Origin of the sequence: Paenibacillus sp. B01 (assembly GCF_009649995.1) — a bacterium.
In the GTDB taxonomy this organism is placed as follows: Bacteria; Bacillota; Bacilli; order Paenibacillales; family Paenibacillaceae; genus Paenibacillus_O; species Paenibacillus_O pasadenensis.
In genome coordinates this window covers 3,472,931-3,488,154 of sequence record NZ_CP045802.1, presented here as the reverse complement: position 1 = coordinate 3,488,154, position 15,224 = coordinate 3,472,931, and the positions used below count along the sequence as shown (strand labels likewise).

Genomic DNA, 15,224 nt, shown 5'->3' with positions numbered 1-15,224 from the left:
TCATCATGATCGGAAGAGAACTAGGGGGCCGCTATGAGATTCTGACCCGCATCGGAGGCGGGGGCATGGCGCTCGTCTACAAGGCCCATGACCTGCTGCTGAGCCGCAACGTCGCGGTCAAGGTGCTGCGGCAGCAGTACGTGCACGACGAGGAATTCATCCGCCGCTTCCGCCGGGAAGCCCAGTCGGCAGCGGCGCTGTCCCACCCCAATGTCGTCAGCATCTACGACGTCGGCCAGGAAGAAGACATCCACTACATCGTCATGGAGTGCGTCGACGGCCAGAACCTCAACGAGGTCATCCAGGAGCGCGCGCCGCTCCAGGCGGACGAGGCGGTGCGCATCGCGGCGCAGATCGCGGACGCGCTCGACCATGCCCACCAGAACCATATCATCCACCGGGACATCAAGCCGCACAACATCCTGATCGGCAAGAACGGGCGCGTGAAGGTGACCGACTTCGGCATCGCGCGCGCCGTCACCTCGTCGACGATCACCCAGACGGGCTCCGTCATCGGCTCGGTCCACTACTTCTCGCCGGAGCACGCCAAGGGCGTCAGCGCCGGCGAGAAGTCCGACATCTACTCCCTCGGCATCGTGCTCTACCAGATGGTGACCGGCAAGCTGCCTTTCCTCGGAGAGAGCCCGATCAGCGTCGCGCTCAAGCATCTGCAGGAGCCGCTGGAGGACCCTCGCGCGGTCAATCCGCTCGTGCCGCAGAGCGTCGAGAACATCATCATCAAGGCGCTGCGCAAAAATCCGTCCGAGCGCTACCGCTCGGCGGGCGAGATGCTGGAGGATCTGGAGACGGCGCTGTCGCCTTCCCGCCGCAATGAGCCGAAGCTGCAGTTCGGGGGCGGCGATTTCGACGAGACGCGCGTCATGCCGGCCATCCGTCCGGGCCGCGAGCTCAAGGAGCCGGTCCGTCCGGGCGCCGAGCCGCCGCCTCCGCAGCCGGAGGACGGCCATGCGACCGCGCGTCAGGAAGCCGTGCGCGAAGAAGAGGAGGACGAGGAGACGGATCGCCGGCGCGGCTGGGTGAAGCCGCTCGTCATCGTGCTTTCCACGCTGGCCGTGCTGGCCGCTGTCTACGGCGTGTTCCGGCTTGTCTCCGGATCGCTCGACGTGGCGGAGGTCGACGTGCCGTACGTGGTCGGCATGACCGAGGCGGATGCCAAGGCCGCGCTCGAGGCGAAGGGGCTGCTGCTGGAGGACCCTTCCATCCGGGCGTTCAAGCCGGACGTGCCGAAGGATCAGGTGTTCGCTCAGTCCAAATCCAACATGCGCGTCAAGACCGGCTCGCGGGTAAGGCTGTCGATCAGCGACGGACCCGAGCTCAAGGCGCTCGGCGACTACAAGGGGCAGAAGGCCGCCGACGTCGTCGCCGCGCTCCGGGCGCTCGGCTTCCCGGAAGGCTCGATCCGCCTGAACGAAGTTTCCGACGATTCGGCAGAGCCGGGCGTCGTGCTGAGCCAGGAGCCTGGCGCGAGCAGCCAGCTCGATCCGCTGGCCGATACGGTGACGCTGACCGTCAGCAAAGGTCCGGAGACGGTGAAGATGCCGGATCTCGTCGGCAAGACGGTCGAGGAGGCCCGCAAGCTGATCCAGGAAGCCGGCCTGCAGCTGCGGGAGGACAACATCGTCAAGGAAGGCAGCTACAAGCCGGAGGGCGAAGTGCTCTCGCAGTTCCCTTACGATGCCGGCAGCCCGGCCCGCAAAGGCGAGCAGGTGTCCATCACGATCAGCTCGGGCCTGCCGCGGGACGCGCTGGAGTATACGTTCGACCTGCTCATCTCGCCGGCTCGGGCCGGCAGGGCGAGCGAGATCCGCATCGTCTACACCGACGCGACCGGCAAGGACGTCGAAGCCCACAAGCGGGCGATCAAGGATACGCGCAGCTTCCCGGTGAAGGTCGTGCTCGCGCCGAATACGGAAGCGTTCGTCAGCGTCTATCGCGACGGACAGCTCGCCGATACGTTCTCCCGCACCTACGACGAGGTGAAGAGCGGCGCCGACAGCGGTCCGACGACCGTGCCGGGCACCGAGCCGAGCCCTTCGCCTTCCGTGTCGCCGGAGAGCAGTCCGACGGCCGACCCGAACGCGGCCGCCGGTCCCGACGGGCAGAACGAGGGACCGGAGACCGCTTTGGGGGATGGACAAGGGGAGGACGGCGACGATGACTAAGGACGGCGCGGCCCGCGAGGGCCAAGGACTCATCGTCAAAGCCCTGAGCGGCTATTACTACGTGGCGGAGGACGGCTGCTCGGAGCAGCCGATCCAATGCCGCGCCCGAGGCATCTTCAAGAAGCGCGGCGAGTCGCCGCTCGTCGGCGACCGCGTCGACTTCAGCGTCAGCGGGACGGGCGAGGGCACGGTAGAGGCGATCCATCCGCGGTCGACGGAGCTCGTGCGGCCGCCGGTCGCGAACGCCGACCTGGCCGTGCTGGTCTTTTCGGTGACGGAGCCTTCGCTTAGCCTGACGCTGCTGGACAAGTTCCTCGTCCATATCGAGCATGCGGGGCTGGAGGCGGTGCTCTGCCTCAGCAAGCAGGACTTGTCGGAGGAGGGCCGCGAGGAGGCGCTCGAGGCGGCGGAGACGGTGAACCGGATCTACGGGCGCATCGGCTACCGGGTCATCGGGACCAGCTCGCGCCAAGGCTCCGGCCTGGAAGAGCTGCGGGGGACGCTCGAAGGCCGGCTCGCGCTGTTCGCCGGACAGTCCGGCGTCGGCAAGTCCTCGCTGCTCAACGCGCTGCTGCCCGGGCTCGGGCTGGAGACGAGCGAGATCAGCGTCCGGCTCGGCCGCGGGCGGCATACGACCCGCCATGTCGAGCTGGTGCGCGTCGGCACGGGCCATGTAGCGGACACGCCGGGCTTCAGCCAGCTCGATTTCCAGGAGCTCGGCATCGAGGACCTCGGCTACGGCTTCCGCGAGTTCCGCGCGCTGTCCGCAGGCTGCAAGTTCCGGGGCTGCACGCATACGCACGAGCCGGGCTGCGCCGTGCTGGCCGCGCTGGCAGCGGGCGAGGCGGCGCAGAGCCGGCATGACAGCTATGTCCAGTTCCTGGGCGAAATGAAAGAGAAAAAGCGGAGGTACTGACCATGACCATCATCGCACCCTCGATTCTATCCGCTGATTTTTCCAGACTCGGCGACGAGATCGCCGCGATCGAGCGGGCCGGCGCAGACTGGATCCACGTCGACGTCATGGACGGACGGTTCGTGCCGAACCTGACGTTCGGCCCGCCGGTCATCTCCGCCGTGCGGGGAGCGACGAAGCTTCCCTTCGACGTGCATCTGATGATCGAGCAGCCGGAGCGCAGCATCGCCGACTATGCGGCGGCAGGCGCGGACCGCATCACCGTCCACCTCGAAGCATGCACGCATCTGCACCGCGCGCTGCATCAGATCAAGGATCTCGGACTGCCGGCCGGAGTCGCGCTCAATCCGGCGACGCCGATCAGCCTGCTGGAGCCGGTGCTGGAAGATGTCGACCTCGTGCTCGTCATGACGGTCAACCCGGGCTTCGGCGGCCAGTCCTTCATTCCGTATTCGCTGCAGAAGCTGCGCGACCTGCGTTCCCGCCTGCGTGAGCGCGGGCTCAGCGGCGTCTCCGTCCAGGTGGACGGCGGCATCAATCCGTCGACCTCCGCTCTCGTGCGCGAGGCAGGCGCGGACGTGCTCGTGGCCGGCAGCTACGTCTTCGGCCACGAGTCCCCCGCCGCGGCGATCGCCGCGCTGAGGTAAGCCGGATGGGAGAGAGACTGAAAACCATCGCCGTCGTCGCCGGCTACGGACTGGTCGGCGGCGCGCTGCTGGCGATGTTCGTGCTTATCCCGAGCGTCATCCGCTTCGTCTTCTCGCTGATCGCGCTCTGGCTCGGCGTACGCTTCTTCCGCAGCCACGAATCGCTCGGGCGCCGCATCGGCTTCATCGTTGCCGCGCTTGCCTTCTTCTTCCTGTTCGTGCTGTTCATCACGATGGTGATGTTCATCCGCGAAGGCATGCCGACCGCTCCATAGCGGCGGCTGGGCGGGCAAGGGGAGTCCGCGCCGTCCGGGGGAGAGGGCCTCTCCTTGCCGGCAACTTGGGCTCGGTCCCCGGAATAGGACATCGCAGGTCCGCATAGGATGGTTACATGAACCTAGGTTCTTGTAGCCTTTTTTGCTTTCGAGGGAATGGGCCCGTGCGGCCTGAAACGGGGATGAACATGCAGGCCCGGCAGTGCTGCCCGTCAACGATCAGCGATCTCGAGGAGGGATGAAGCATGAAGTTCTATACGATCAAGCTGCCGAAGTTTTTGGGCGGATTCGTCAAGGCGATCCTGAACACCTTCCAGAAAAGCTGAGCGATGGCGACTGCGGCTGCCGGCCGCCCGACTTTCGATCCCGAGCGTCAGAGAGCGCCGCGCCGGCACGGCGCACGCTCTTTTTCGCGTGCCGCGGCAGGGGCAAGCCGCGGCAGGGCGAAAAAAAACAGCGTTCCTGCCGTCTGGTGAACGGCGGAACGCTGTTTTTGCGGTTATACACGAGTGACTTTGCCGGATTTCAGTGCGCGGGTGCTGACCCAAACGCGTTTTGGCTTGCCGTCGACCAGAATGCGGACCTTCTGAACGTTGACGCCCCAAGTGCGGCGGTTGCGGTTATTCGCGTGGGAAACATGGTTTCCTGTGCCGGGTGCCTTACCCGTAACGAAGCATTTGCGAGACATGCAGTACACCTCCTTTGCAGCTTGCAGGTTGCAAGTACGAAACCGAAGGATTCCGTAGGCAAACATACTTGGTTATCTTATCATAGAACGTCCGTCTCATCAACCATCGTTTGGCAGGAGACGCGGGCGGGAAAACGGCGCAAATACGCGAAAACGGAAGAGAACGGCGTTTCAGACTTCATAAACGGCTCCGTTTATAGTACAATGAAGGTCAGTCCCGGCCAATCAGGGGCTTTGGGCGCAGTCGGCATCAGCCGAACGGCCCGCAGAGAAGGAGCGTGTGACCGGCCATGCCTATGCAGCTTGCCAACGAATTAGGTAAAATCAACGTAACAGACGATGTAATCGCCGTCATCGCGGGCTCGGCGGCGCTGGAATGCTACGGCCTTGTCGGCATGGCATCCCGCAAGCAGCTCAAGGACGGAATCGCCGAATTGCTGAAGCGGGACAACCTCTCGAGAGGCGTCGAGGTGCGGCGCGAGAACGAGGAGACGCATATCGACCTGCACATCATCGTCGGCTACGGCACCCGGATTTCCGAGGTTGCCCACAACATCCAGACCAAGGTCAAATACGTACTGAATGAAGTGATCGGCCTGAAGGTCGACCATGTCCATATTTTTGTCCAGGGCGTGCGGGTCATCCGTTAGTCAGGAAGGGGAAATTTTGCTTGGGAAAGCGCTTTATTAATGGTTCGGACTTCGCCGGTATGGCTTTGCTCGGTGCGGAGAAGCTGCAGCGCGGCGCGGAGCGCGTCAACGCTCTGAATGTATTTCCCGTTCCGGACGGCGATACGGGAACGAACATGAACTTAACGATGGCCTCGGGGGTGCGCGAGCTGCAGAGCAAGCGCTCGGACTCGGTCGGCCGTACGGCGGAGGCGCTGTCCAAGGGACTGCTGATGGGCGCTCGCGGCAACTCCGGCGTCATTCTGTCCCAGCTGTTCCGCGGCACGGCCAAGGCGCTGTCCGGACTCGACGAGGCCGACCCGAGCCAATTCGCGGCGGCGCTCCAGCAAGGCGTCGACATGGCCTACAAGGCCGTCGTCAAGCCGGTGGAGGGCACAATCCTCACCGTCGCGCGCGAGACGGCGCGGCATGCCCAGCAGGCCGCCCGCCGGGCGCCTGACATGGAGTCGCTGCTGCAGGAGGTGTACGCGGCGGCGAACGAATCGCTGCAGCGCACGCCGGAGCTGCTGCCGGTGCTCAAGCAGGTCGGCGTCGTCGACTCCGGAGGCCAGGGCCTCGTGCTCATTTACGAAGGCTTTCTCGAGTACCTCGCCGGCAGCCCGGCGGAGACGGGCGACACGGCGAGCGAGGCGGCTCCGGCGGAGTCGTTCCGCTACCTGGCGGACGCTCCGCGCGCCGCCGAGCCGGCCAGGCCGTCCATCCCTTCCGCGGGTGGCAATGCCCAGGCCCAGCTGTCGACGAGCGAGATCGAGTTCTTCTACGACATGGAGTTCTTCATCAAGCGCCGGCTCGCGCCTCCGGGAGCTCCGGCGTTCGACGAGGACGCGTTCCGGCGGGCGCTCGCCGTGGACGGGGACTCCATCATCGTGATCGCCGACGACGAGATCGTCAAGGTGCACGTGCATTCCCGCCGTCCCGGCGACGTGCTCAACCTGGCGTACCAGTACGGCGAGCTGACCGAGCTGCATATCCTCAACATGCGCGAGCAGCACCGGGAGATCGTCGGCGAGGAGATCGACTTTGGCGCTCTCGGCGCCGATCTCGCGCCGGACGAGGCGCTGGCCGTAGCCGAAGTGCTGACGGGCGCCTCGCCGCAGGGCATCGCCGAGGCGGCCCATGAATGGGCGCCGTACGGCATCGTCGCGGTCGCGATCGGCGACGGCATCTCCGGCATTTTCAGCGACAACAACGTCGACATCGTCCTCTCGGGCGGCCAGACGATGAATCCGAGCACGGAGGACTTCCTCAAGGCGATCGACTCGCTGCCGGCGGAGCATATCTTCCTGCTGCCCAACAACAGCAACATCATCCTGGCGGCGGAGCAGGCGGCCGAGCTGTCCGAGCGCTCCGTCTCCGTCATCCCGACCCGCACGGTGCCCCAAGGGCTCGCGGCGGTGCTTGCCTTCAAGGACAGCGAGACGCCCGAGCGCAATACGGCCCTCATGTCCGGCGCGGCCGACGCCGTCCGCTCCGGCAGCGTCACCCAAGCGGTGCGCAATACGGAAATCGACGGCGTCGAGGTGCAGGAAGGCGACTACATCGGCATCGTCGAAAAACGGATCGTCATCTCCGAGCCGAGCCTCCAGGAAGCGTGCCGCGGGCTCATCCGCCAGCTGCTCGAGAACGGCGGCGACCTGCTGACGATCCTCACCGGAGAGGGCTCCGAGGCGTCCGGCACGGACGAGCTGGCGGACTGGGTCGCCGAGACGTATCCGGATGTCGAGCTCGAGGTGCATGAGGGCGGCCAGCCGCTCTACCCGTACCTCTTCGCCCTCGAATAATCCAAGCCCGCGCCGCCGGTGCGGCATATCATTCCTTGCGTTCCGCCAGCGGGACGCGAGGCCGTGGAGGTAGCCCCTATGACTCAGGTTCGCATCGTAACCGACAGCACGTCGGATATCCCGGAGGAGATTCGAAGGGAGCTCGGCATCGAGATGGTGCCGCTGCAGGTTCTGTTCGGCACGGAAGCCTTTCTGGACTCCGTTACGCTGAAGTCGGAGGCGTTCTACGACAAGCTGGTCGGATTCAGCGGCCTGCCGACGACCTCCCAGCCGTCGCCGGCCGACTTCATGGCCGTATACGAGCGGCTGCTGGACGAGACGCCGGACGCGCCGATCCTCTCGATCCATCTGTCCTCGCAGTTCAGCGGCACGTACCAGTCGGCGCTGCTCGCGAGCACGATGCTCGAGCGCGAGGCGGACATCGCCGTGTTCGACTCCCGCACGGCTTCCTGCGGCATCGGCATGCTCGTCATCCGCGCGGCCGAGATGGCCCGCCAGGGCAGCTCCAAGGACGAGATCCAGGCCGAGATCGAGCGCATGCGCAGCGAGACGGAGCTGTACTTCCTCGTCGACACGCTGGAATACCTCCAGAAAGGCGGTCGGATCGGCAAGGCTTCCGCCCTCATCGGCTCCATCCTCAATATCAAGCCGATCCTGACGATCGACTCCTCGGGCGTCATCGTGCCGGTGGACAAGGTGCGCGGCTCCAAAAAGGCGATCCAGCGCATCGTCGACATGCTTCGCGAGAAGTTCCCGCCGGAGGAGCCGGTCGCCGTGCACTTCGCCTGGACGCATCAGAGAGGCTCCGCTCTGGACCTGCAGGAAGCGGTCACGTCCAGCTTCAACGTGCAGACCACTTCCATCACGACGCTCGGTCCGGTCGTCGGCGCCCATGTCGGTCCCGGCACCGTCGCCGTCTTCATGCACCGCAAATGAATATTCCTGCGGCCTTGCCGGAATCCGTTCCGGTAAGGCAGATCAAAGGCGTGAGCGCTCCGAAGGAGCAGGAGCTTCACGCCTTTGGCATCTATACCGCGCTTGATCTGATGAACTACTTCCCGTTCCGCTACGAGGACTATCGGCTGCGCTCGCTCGCCGAGGTCAAGGACGGAGAGAAGATCACGATCCAGGGCATCCTGCGCGGCCTGCCGATGGTCGCCCGCTTCGGCAAGGGCAAGACGCGCATCACGGTCAAGACGGAGGCGGACGGGCAGCTCGTCACCGCGGTCTGGTTCAACCGCATGTTCATCAAGGACCAGCTGCAGCTCGGGCGGGAAATCACGCTCACCGGCAAATGGGACGCGCGGCGCATGCAGATCACCGTCACCGACTCGGAGTTCCCGGACAAGGGGCCGGCCAAGACCGGCACGCTGCAGCCGGTCTATTCCGTCGGAGGCACGATCACGCAGGCCTGGATGCGCAAGACGGTCCGCCAGGCGCTGGAGCAGTACGGGCCGCTGCTGGAGGAGAACCTGCCGGAACGGCTGCTGCGCAAGTACCGCCTCATGCCGAGAAGCGAGGCGGTCTATCATATCCATCATCCGGAGGATCCGAAGGACGGCCAGGGCGCGCGGCGGCGGCTCGTCTACGAGGAGCTGTTCCTGTTCCAGCTCAAGCTGCAGGCGTACCGCATGCTGAACCGGCGCAAGGCGGACGGCATCGTGCATCGCGTCGATCCGGAGGTCATCCGGCAGTTCGCGGCCTCGCTGCCGTTCGAGCTGACGGACGCGCAGAAGAAGGTCGTCAACGAGATTCTCGCCGACATGCGCCAGCCGTCGGCGATGAACCGGCTGCTGCAGGGCGACGTCGGCGCCGGCAAGACCGTCGTCGCCGCGATCGCGCTGCTCGCCGCCGTCAAGGCGGGCCATCAAGGCGCGCTCATGGTGCCGACCGAGATTTTAGCCGAGCAGCACATGCGCTCCTTGACGCGCCTGTACGAAGGGACGGGGCTGCAGACGGCGCTGCTGACAGGCAGCGTCAGCGACAAGAAGCGCCGGGACCTGCTCGCCGGCCTGCAGATGGGGCTGATCGACGTGCTCATCGGCACGCATGCGCTCATCCAGGACGATGTGGAATTCCGCTCGCTCGGCCTCGTCGTCACCGACGAGCAGCATCGCTTCGGCGTCAACCAGCGCAGCGTGCTGCGGCGCAAAGGGCCGAGCCCCGACGTGCTGACGATGACGGCGACGCCGATTCCGCGGACGCTGGCGATCACGGCGTTCGGCGACATGGACGTCTCGACGATCAAGGAGCGGCCGAAGGGGCGCATCCCGATCCAGACGTACTGGGTCAAGCACGGCATGATGGACCGCGTGTACGGCTTCATCCGGCGCGAGATCGACGGCGGCCGGCAGGCGTACGTCATCTGCCCGCTCATCGAGGAATCGGAGAAGCTCGACGTGCAGAACGCGATCGACCAGTTCGTGCAGCTGCAGCAGGCGTTTCCCGATCTGCGGATCGGGCTGCTGCACGGGCGCATGACGGCATCGGAAAAGGACGAGGTCATGGCGGCGTTCGCCGCGGCGGACGTGCAGGTGCTCGTCGCCACGACGGTCGTCGAGGTCGGCGTCGACGTGCCGAACGCGACGCTCATGATCATCATGGACGCGGAGCGCTTCGGGCTGTCGCAGCTGCATCAGCTGCGCGGCCGCGTCGGACGCGGCGCCCATGCGTCGTACTGCGTGCTCGTCGCGGATCCCAAGACGGAGACCGGCAAGGAGCGGATGGCGGTCATGCAGGAGACCGACGACGGCTTCGAGGTGGCCCGCCGCGATCTGGAGCTGCGCGGACCGGGAGATTTTTTCGGCACGAAGCAAAGCGGCATGCCGGACTTCAAGCTGGCCGACATGGCGGCGGACTTCGCCGTGCTGGAGGCGGCCCGCGAGGACGCGGCGGAGCTGGCCGCCGAGGACGGATTCTGGACGGAGGAGGAATATGCGCCGCTGCGCGCGATCCTCGCCAAGGATCCGATTTTCCAGGGCAGCCAGCTCGATTGAATCGGCAGGGACGAATGCGGAGGAGGCAACTCCGGGCAGACGAGGGCATATAGTAACATCGGTGGTTAGGGGCGGAAGCCCGACCAAATCGATGGAGGTGCCCTGCTGCATGAGCTACGTCAAATACGGAATCCGGCCCGAATTCGTCGAACGCGTCAAGCTGAAGCTGAAAAACCCGGCCGTCAAGGAGCGGATCAAGCTGCTCGTGAACGGGCTGACCAAGTACGATCTCGCCGACCGCGCCAAAGTGCGCAAGCTCGTCAAGAGCGCGGCGAGCATCCTGCACGAGAAGCTGACGGACACGCAGGAGGAGCAGCTCGTGCAGTTCGTGCTCGGCCAGAAGATCGATCCGAACAATACGTTCCATCTCATCAAGCTGTGGGGCATGTTCCGCTGAACGGGCGGAGGCGCCTCGAACGCCAAGCGGCTCCGCCTTCGGGCGGAGCCGCTTTTATTTCTCTCGATTAGTTGGGCGCTTCGCGGCCGGCGACGAGGCTTCGGTCTTCGAATCGGGTCGAAAGGACGACCAGAGTCGAGGAGAAGCCGAAGGCGTGGCAAGTTTCCAGAAACGCTTCCAGCGACTCGCCCGTTTCGGTCATGACCTTCATCAAATAGTTGTACTCCCCGCTCGTCCGGTAGAGGTCGACGATCTCGGGGGCCGTATCGGCAAAAGCTTCGAAGTCCTTGCACGAAGCGGTCTTGAACAGGACGAACGCGGCCGCATGCTTGCCTAGCTTGGACGGCGACAGTTTGGCTCCGTACCCCGTGATCACTTCGCGCTCCTCCAGCTTGCGCAGTCTTTCGGTCACGGCAGGCTGCGACATCGCGATCATCCGGCCTATCTCCGAGACTGTGATCCTGGCATTGTCGTGCAGAATGGCCAAAATCTTGAAATCGATCGAATCCATGCTGAGCCACCTCGTTTTTAACGGGCAAGGGCCTGAACGTACGATAGAAATAAAGATTCAGCCCTCGAACTCCGTTGATTTCTTATTTCGATTGTAGTGCCGGTTCCGTAAACTGTCACTATCAACGAAAGAGGGAGTGAAGGACGATGGCGACACTTGAAACGAAGCAAGGCGCGCTCGAGTTCACGACGGGAGACGGCGTGCGGATCGCGTACCGGCTCGACGGATCGGTGGACAAGCCGGTGCTGCTGCTGGCGAACTCGATCGCGACTTCGATGGACATGTGGGAAGGGCAGGCTGCCCGGCTAAAGGAGCATTTCCGGCTGCTGCGCTATGATTATCGGGGGCATGGAGGCTCGGATACGCCTGCTGGCCCTTACTCGCTCGACCGATTGGGAAGGGATGCCGTCGAGCTGCTCGACGCGCTTCGGATCGATCGGGTCCATTTTCTGGGGCTGTCGCTCGGCGGCATCGTCGCGCAATGGGTGGCGATCCACGCGCCGGAGCGGATCGATCGGCTCATCCTGAGCAATACCGCCGCTCATCTCGGTTCGCCCGAGCTGTGGGAAGGCCTGATCGCGTCCGTGCTGAAGCCGGGCAGCATGCCTGAGACCGCGGAGTCGTTCATGAAGAACTGGTTCCCCTCGTCCATGCTGACGCCGGACAATCCGATCGTCAAGTCGTTCCGCGAGATGGTGCTCGCTACCCGTCCGCAGGGAATCGCGGGAAGCTGGGCTGCCATCCGCGACATGGACCTGCGCCGGACGGCCTCGCTCATCGACCGGCCGACGCTGGTCATCGCCGGCGAGCAGGATCCGGTGACGCTGCCCGAGCACGGAGAGTTGCTGGCCAAGACGATACCGGGCGCAGAGCTGCTTGTCCTGCCCTCCGCCCATCTGCCGAATGTGGAGATGGAATCCGCCTTCATCGAGGAGGTGACCGCGTTCCTGCGCCGCTTATAAGATTTGCTGATCGATCGGATCGGACATTCGGATTGGGAATTCCAGCTCCTCTGCGGTATCGTGGACAGCAGCAAGCAAGAGCGGGCTGGAGGCGAGGCGCATGGCGGGCAATGTCGGGAAAATAGCAGTCGGGCTCGAGAGGAGCGCAGGCGCACGGAGCGCGGCGGCGCGGATGCCAGCCGAGGCGAAGGCGGACGGCAGGGCGCGGATGCAGGCCGAGGCGAAGGCGGACGGATGGATGCGGATGCGGTTGGAGACGAAGGCATTTCGCCCGACGCGGAGGCAAGGCGCTGCCTGGCGGCGGCCTGGACTGCTGCCGGGGCTGTTCCTGACCGCGCTGCTGGCCGCCGCCGGCAGGATGCTCGGCGAGCTGCCGGGCTTCGGCGTGCTGGGGCCGCTCGTGCTGGCCATCCTGCTCGGCATGGCCTACCGCGAATGGCTGGGAGGCGTGCCGCTGAGCGCGGCCGCCGGCATCGCCTTTTCCTCCAAGCAGCTGCTGCGCCTCGGCATCGTGCTGCTCGGCATGCGCCTCGATCTCGGAGACATCGTCGCGGCAGGTCCCGGCGTGCTGGCGATCGATGCGATCCATGTCGCGCTGACGATCCCGTTCGTCTGCTGGCTGGCGGGCAGGCTCGGAGCGGACCGCAGGCTCGCTCTGCTGACCGCCTGCGGCACGGCGATCTGCGGCGCCGCCGCTGTCGCGGCGATCTCGCCGCAGCTGAAGGCGAGGGGCGAGGAGACCGCTGTCGCGGCCGCGACGGTCGCCATCCTCGGCACGATCTTCACGATCGCGTACACGCTGCTGCAGCCGCTGCTGCAGCTCGCCCCGGCCGCTTACGGCGCCTGGGCTGGATCGACGCTGCACGAGGTCGCCCATGCGCTGGCGGCGGCGGAGCCGTTCGGCCAGGAGGCGCTGGACATGGCCGTGCTCGTGAAGCTGACGCGGGTCGCGATGCTCGTGCCGGCGGCGCTGCTGATCGGGCTGTGGGCGCAGCGCCGCGAGTCGCGGCGCGCCGCCGCGCAGGACGCTTCGGCTGGCGGCGGCGCAGGACGGACGCGCGTGGCGGCGCCGTGGTTCATCCTCGGCTTCCTGGCGATGAGCGGCGTCCATACGCTCGGCATCGTGCCGCAGGCGGCCGCGCAAGGCATGACGACGGCCGCCTACCTGCTGATCGCGATGGGGATGGCGGGCCTCGGGCTCGGCGTCGACTTCGCCACGTTCCGCCGGCTGGGCGGGCGCGTGTTCGCCGCCGGCCTGATCGGCTCGCTGCTGCTGGCCACGCTCGGCTACGGCCTCGTCCGCTTGTTCGGACTGGGAGGATGAGCGGGCCGAAAGCCTGCCGTTTCGAAGCGGAACGAGATTCCGTCTCCGGAGCGGGCATGAGCCAGGAGAGCGCATCGGGCGTTTCGGCGAAACGTCCGATTTTCACGGTATCCTTTTCCAGCGGCCCCGGTTTATACTGGCTCTTGGAGGTGCTTTGCACAGATGACGACGCTTATTCAAGAGCATTCGCTCGTATTGTTCCAGGGAGACAGCATTACCGACGCGGGACGCGACCGCGGCGACGCGGCAAGCCTCGGTGCGGGCTACGCGCTTCTGGCGGCGGGCCGGTTCGGCAGCCTGCATGCGGAGAAGGGGGTGCGCTTCCTCAATCGGGGCATCGGAGGCGATCGTGTCGCTGACCTGCAGGAGCGCTGGGAGCGGGACTGCCTGGAGCTGCGTCCGGACTGGCTGTCGATCTACATCGGCATCAACGACACCTGGCGCCGGTACGACAGCGGCTCGCCGACGACCGCGCAGGCGTACAAGGACGGCTATCGCCGGCTGATCGAGCGGGCGCTCGAGGCTTCTTCGCCGCGGCTCGTGCTCGTCGAGCCGTTCGTGCTGCCCGTGAACGAAGGGCAGAAGGCGTGGCGGGAAGATCTCGATCCGAAAATCCAGGCCGTCCGCGAGCTGGCCGGCGAGTACAAGACGCTCTATGTGCCGCTGGACGGCCTGTTCGCGCAAGCGGCGGCTCGGACCGGTCCGGCCTATTGGGCTCCGGACGGCGTTCACCCGTCCGCGGCGGGCGCGGCGCTGATCGCCGAGGCTTGGCTGAAGGCGGTGCAGGCGATCTGACGGCGCCGGAGGGGAAGGGCGGATGGATCGATCTGCGGACCGGGCCTCGGGAGGAGCGGAACGCGCTGCTCGCCCGCTCGCTGTTCGATCCCGGCCGGGCCGCGGAGATCGCAGCCCGCTACGAAAGCGAGCCGGAGCTGGAGCTGGCCGGACGGATCGAGCAAGGAAGGCTCGTCGGACTGGCCGGGTGGCGGAGGGAGGCGGACGGCGGCGTCGAGCTGCGGCATCTGGCGGTGCTGCCCGAGGCGGAGCGCTGCGGCATCGGCCGCAGGCTCGTCCGGCATGCGCTCGAGCGCTCCGCGGCAGGCCGGCTCGTCGCCGAGACGGACGACGACGCCGTCGGCTTTTATCGGCGCATCGGCTGCACGGCGCGTCCGCTCGGCGAGCTCCATCCCGGCCGCGAGCGCTGGCGCTGCGAGCTGCGCCGCTACGGCAGCCGCGAGCCGGAGGCGGCCGACTTCGAGAAGATCGCAGGCTGGCCGCGCAGCCGATCGGAAGCGTACTACATGTTCCCGAGCGGCGGCTGGCCGCTGCGGGCGGAGCGGCTGCAGGCGCGCGCCGCGGAGCGCCGGCTGCCGACGCTGATGCTGGACGCCTCTGGGACGCCGGCCGCCTACGCCAACGTGTATGAGGACGAGGGGCAATGGTGGATCGGCAACGTCATCGTGAATCCCGAGCTGCGGGGGCGAGGCGCCGCCGAGGCGCTGCTGCTGAAGCTGTGCCGGGACGCCGGGGAAAGGCTAGGCGCGGACGAGCTGCATCTCGTCTGCCATAGCCCGAATGCCAAGGCGCTGCTGCTTTACAGCGGACTGGGCTGGGAGCCGTACCGGATCCTGCGCAAGCTGGGTCCGGAGCTGGAGCCGCTGGCGGGCATCGCAATGAAAAAGCGGCTGGAATCCACCTATTCACACTATTCGGGTAGGAATATAAAAATATAGATTGACAGCTGCTGCATCGAGCGGTAGGATGAATGCAGAAAGACCAAATAAATAGCCCGGGAAACTTGGGAATAGGCCCGCCGGTCAAACCGGAGGTCCATGACAGCGTACAGGAGCTGTCG

General features: G+C 65.8%; 16 protein-coding genes. 14 read left to right on the top strand and 2 right to left on the bottom strand.

Annotation, left to right across the window (positions count from 1 at the left end; genetic code table 11):
- Nucleotides 1-5: 5 nt before the first annotated feature.
- The 5 genes from pknB to spoVM all read left to right on the top strand — a co-directional run bounded on the left by pknB (nt 6) and on the right by spoVM (nt 4,347).
- Nucleotides 6-2,183: a Stk1 family PASTA domain-containing Ser/Thr kinase gene (pknB, locus tag GE073_RS15035; protein WP_153783774.1), complete on the top strand. Its 2,178-nt coding sequence runs from the start codon at nt 6-8 to the stop codon at nt 2,181-2,183.
- Complete coding sequence (gene rsgA, locus GE073_RS15030) at nt 2,176-3,099, top strand: ribosome small subunit-dependent GTPase A (RefSeq protein ID WP_153783773.1); 924 nt, start codon at nt 2,176-2,178, stop codon at nt 3,097-3,099. Before pknB ends, rsgA begins: the two co-directional genes overlap by 8 nt.
- Nucleotides 3,100-3,101: 2 nt before the next feature.
- Nucleotides 3,102-3,746, top strand: coding sequence for a ribulose-phosphate 3-epimerase (gene rpe / locus GE073_RS15025; protein WP_153783772.1), 645 nt, complete (start codon nt 3,102-3,104; stop codon nt 3,744-3,746).
- 5 nt (nt 3,747-3,751) lie between these two features.
- Complete coding sequence (locus GE073_RS15020; protein ID WP_153783771.1) at nt 3,752-4,021, top strand: hypothetical protein; 270 nt, start codon at nt 3,752-3,754, stop codon at nt 4,019-4,021.
- A 245-nt stretch (nt 4,022-4,266) separates the two neighbouring features.
- A complete protein-coding gene (gene spoVM, locus GE073_RS15015; protein ID WP_040711006.1) occupies nt 4,267-4,347 on the top strand; it encodes a stage V sporulation protein SpoVM in 81 nt (26 codons plus the stop codon).
- 173 nt (nt 4,348-4,520) lie between these two features.
- Here spoVM and rpmB read toward each other — a convergent pair whose 3' ends face one another.
- Entirely contained in the window at nt 4,521-4,709 is a 189-nt protein-coding gene (rpmB, locus tag GE073_RS15010) for a 50S ribosomal protein L28 (RefSeq protein ID WP_048748286.1), read from the bottom strand.
- A gap of 290 nt (nt 4,710-4,999) precedes the next feature.
- On the opposite strand from rpmB, the gene GE073_RS15005 reads away from it, so the two are divergent.
- The 5 genes from GE073_RS15005 (at nt 5,000) to GE073_RS14985 (ending at nt 10,572) form a co-directional block, all read left to right on the top strand.
- Nucleotides 5,000-5,359, top strand: a complete 360-nt coding sequence (locus GE073_RS15005; RefSeq protein WP_028596887.1) for an Asp23/Gls24 family envelope stress response protein — start codon at nt 5,000-5,002, stop codon at nt 5,357-5,359.
- Nucleotides 5,360-5,379: 20 nt separating this feature from the next.
- On the top strand, nt 5,380-7,179 hold the full coding sequence (locus tag GE073_RS15000; protein ID WP_228551551.1) for a DAK2 domain-containing protein: 1,800 nt from the start codon (nt 5,380-5,382) through the stop codon (nt 7,177-7,179).
- A gap of 78 nt (nt 7,180-7,257) precedes the next feature.
- Nucleotides 7,258-8,115 (top strand): DegV family protein, encoded by an 858-nt coding sequence (locus GE073_RS14995; protein WP_153783770.1) that lies wholly within the window; start codon nt 7,258-7,260, stop codon nt 8,113-8,115.
- On the top strand, nt 8,112-10,175 hold the full coding sequence (recG, locus tag GE073_RS14990) for an ATP-dependent DNA helicase RecG (protein ID WP_153783769.1): 2,064 nt from the start codon (nt 8,112-8,114) through the stop codon (nt 10,173-10,175). The genes GE073_RS14995 and recG overlap by 4 nt, the downstream gene beginning before the upstream one ends.
- Before the next feature lie 109 nt (nt 10,176-10,284).
- Nucleotides 10,285-10,572, top strand: coding sequence for a stage VI sporulation protein F (locus GE073_RS14985; RefSeq protein WP_028596883.1), 288 nt, complete (start codon nt 10,285-10,287; stop codon nt 10,570-10,572).
- A gap of 67 nt (nt 10,573-10,639) precedes the next feature.
- On the opposite strand, the gene GE073_RS14980 is transcribed toward GE073_RS14985, so the two are convergent.
- Nucleotides 10,640-11,083 (bottom strand): Lrp/AsnC family transcriptional regulator, encoded by a 444-nt coding sequence (locus GE073_RS14980; RefSeq protein ID WP_028596882.1) that lies wholly within the window; start codon nt 11,081-11,083, stop codon nt 10,640-10,642.
- A gap of 146 nt (nt 11,084-11,229) precedes the next feature.
- On the opposite strand from GE073_RS14980, the gene GE073_RS14975 reads away from it, so the two are divergent.
- The 4 genes from GE073_RS14975 (at nt 11,230) to GE073_RS14960 (ending at nt 15,102) form a co-directional block, all read left to right on the top strand.
- Nucleotides 11,230-12,045, top strand: a complete 816-nt coding sequence (locus tag GE073_RS14975) for an alpha/beta fold hydrolase (RefSeq protein WP_028596881.1) — start codon at nt 11,230-11,232, stop codon at nt 12,043-12,045.
- Nucleotides 12,046-12,145: 100 nt separating this feature from the next.
- A complete protein-coding gene (locus tag GE073_RS14970) occupies nt 12,146-13,369 on the top strand; it encodes a YeiH family protein (protein ID WP_228551549.1) in 1,224 nt (407 codons plus the stop codon).
- A gap of 162 nt (nt 13,370-13,531) precedes the next feature.
- Nucleotides 13,532-14,164, top strand: coding sequence for an SGNH/GDSL hydrolase family protein (locus GE073_RS14965; RefSeq protein ID WP_028596879.1), 633 nt, complete (start codon nt 13,532-13,534; stop codon nt 14,162-14,164).
- A complete protein-coding gene (locus tag GE073_RS14960) occupies nt 14,137-15,102 on the top strand; it encodes a GNAT family N-acetyltransferase (protein WP_052332837.1) in 966 nt (321 codons plus the stop codon). Before GE073_RS14965 ends, GE073_RS14960 begins: the two co-directional genes overlap by 28 nt.
- Nucleotides 15,103-15,224 lie beyond the last annotated feature (122 nt).

What these genes read in the sequence shown, in the direction of transcription:
- pknB (WP_153783774.1), top strand. Translation starts at nt 6, where the DNA reads ATGATCGGAAGAGAACTAGGGGGCCGCTATGAGATTCTGACCCGCATC.
- rsgA (WP_153783773.1), top strand. Translation starts at nt 2,176, where the DNA reads ATGACTAAGGACGGCGCGGCCCGCGAGGGCCAAGGACTCATCGTCAAA.
- rpe (WP_153783772.1), top strand. Translation starts at nt 3,102, where the DNA reads ATGACCATCATCGCACCCTCGATTCTATCCGCTGATTTTTCCAGACTC.
- GE073_RS15020 (WP_153783771.1), top strand. Translation starts at nt 3,752, where the DNA reads ATGGGAGAGAGACTGAAAACCATCGCCGTCGTCGCCGGCTACGGACTG.
- spoVM (WP_040711006.1), top strand. Translation starts at nt 4,267, where the DNA reads ATGAAGTTCTATACGATCAAGCTGCCGAAGTTTTTGGGCGGATTCGTC.
- rpmB (WP_048748286.1), bottom strand. Translation starts at nt 4,709, where the DNA reads ATGTCTCGCAAATGCTTCGTTACGGGTAAGGCACCCGGCACAGGAAAC.
- GE073_RS15005 (WP_028596887.1), top strand. Translation starts at nt 5,000, where the DNA reads ATGCCTATGCAGCTTGCCAACGAATTAGGTAAAATCAACGTAACAGAC.
- GE073_RS14995 (WP_153783770.1), top strand. Translation starts at nt 7,258, where the DNA reads ATGACTCAGGTTCGCATCGTAACCGACAGCACGTCGGATATCCCGGAG.
- recG (WP_153783769.1), top strand. Translation starts at nt 8,112, where the DNA reads ATGAATATTCCTGCGGCCTTGCCGGAATCCGTTCCGGTAAGGCAGATC.
- GE073_RS14985 (WP_028596883.1), top strand. Translation starts at nt 10,285, where the DNA reads ATGAGCTACGTCAAATACGGAATCCGGCCCGAATTCGTCGAACGCGTC.
- GE073_RS14980 (WP_028596882.1), bottom strand. Translation starts at nt 11,083, where the DNA reads ATGGATTCGATCGATTTCAAGATTTTGGCCATTCTGCACGACAATGCC.
- GE073_RS14975 (WP_028596881.1), top strand. Translation starts at nt 11,230, where the DNA reads ATGGCGACACTTGAAACGAAGCAAGGCGCGCTCGAGTTCACGACGGGA.
- GE073_RS14970 (WP_228551549.1), top strand. Translation starts at nt 12,146, where the DNA reads ATGGCGGGCAATGTCGGGAAAATAGCAGTCGGGCTCGAGAGGAGCGCA.
- GE073_RS14965 (WP_028596879.1), top strand. Translation starts at nt 13,532, where the DNA reads ATGACGACGCTTATTCAAGAGCATTCGCTCGTATTGTTCCAGGGAGAC.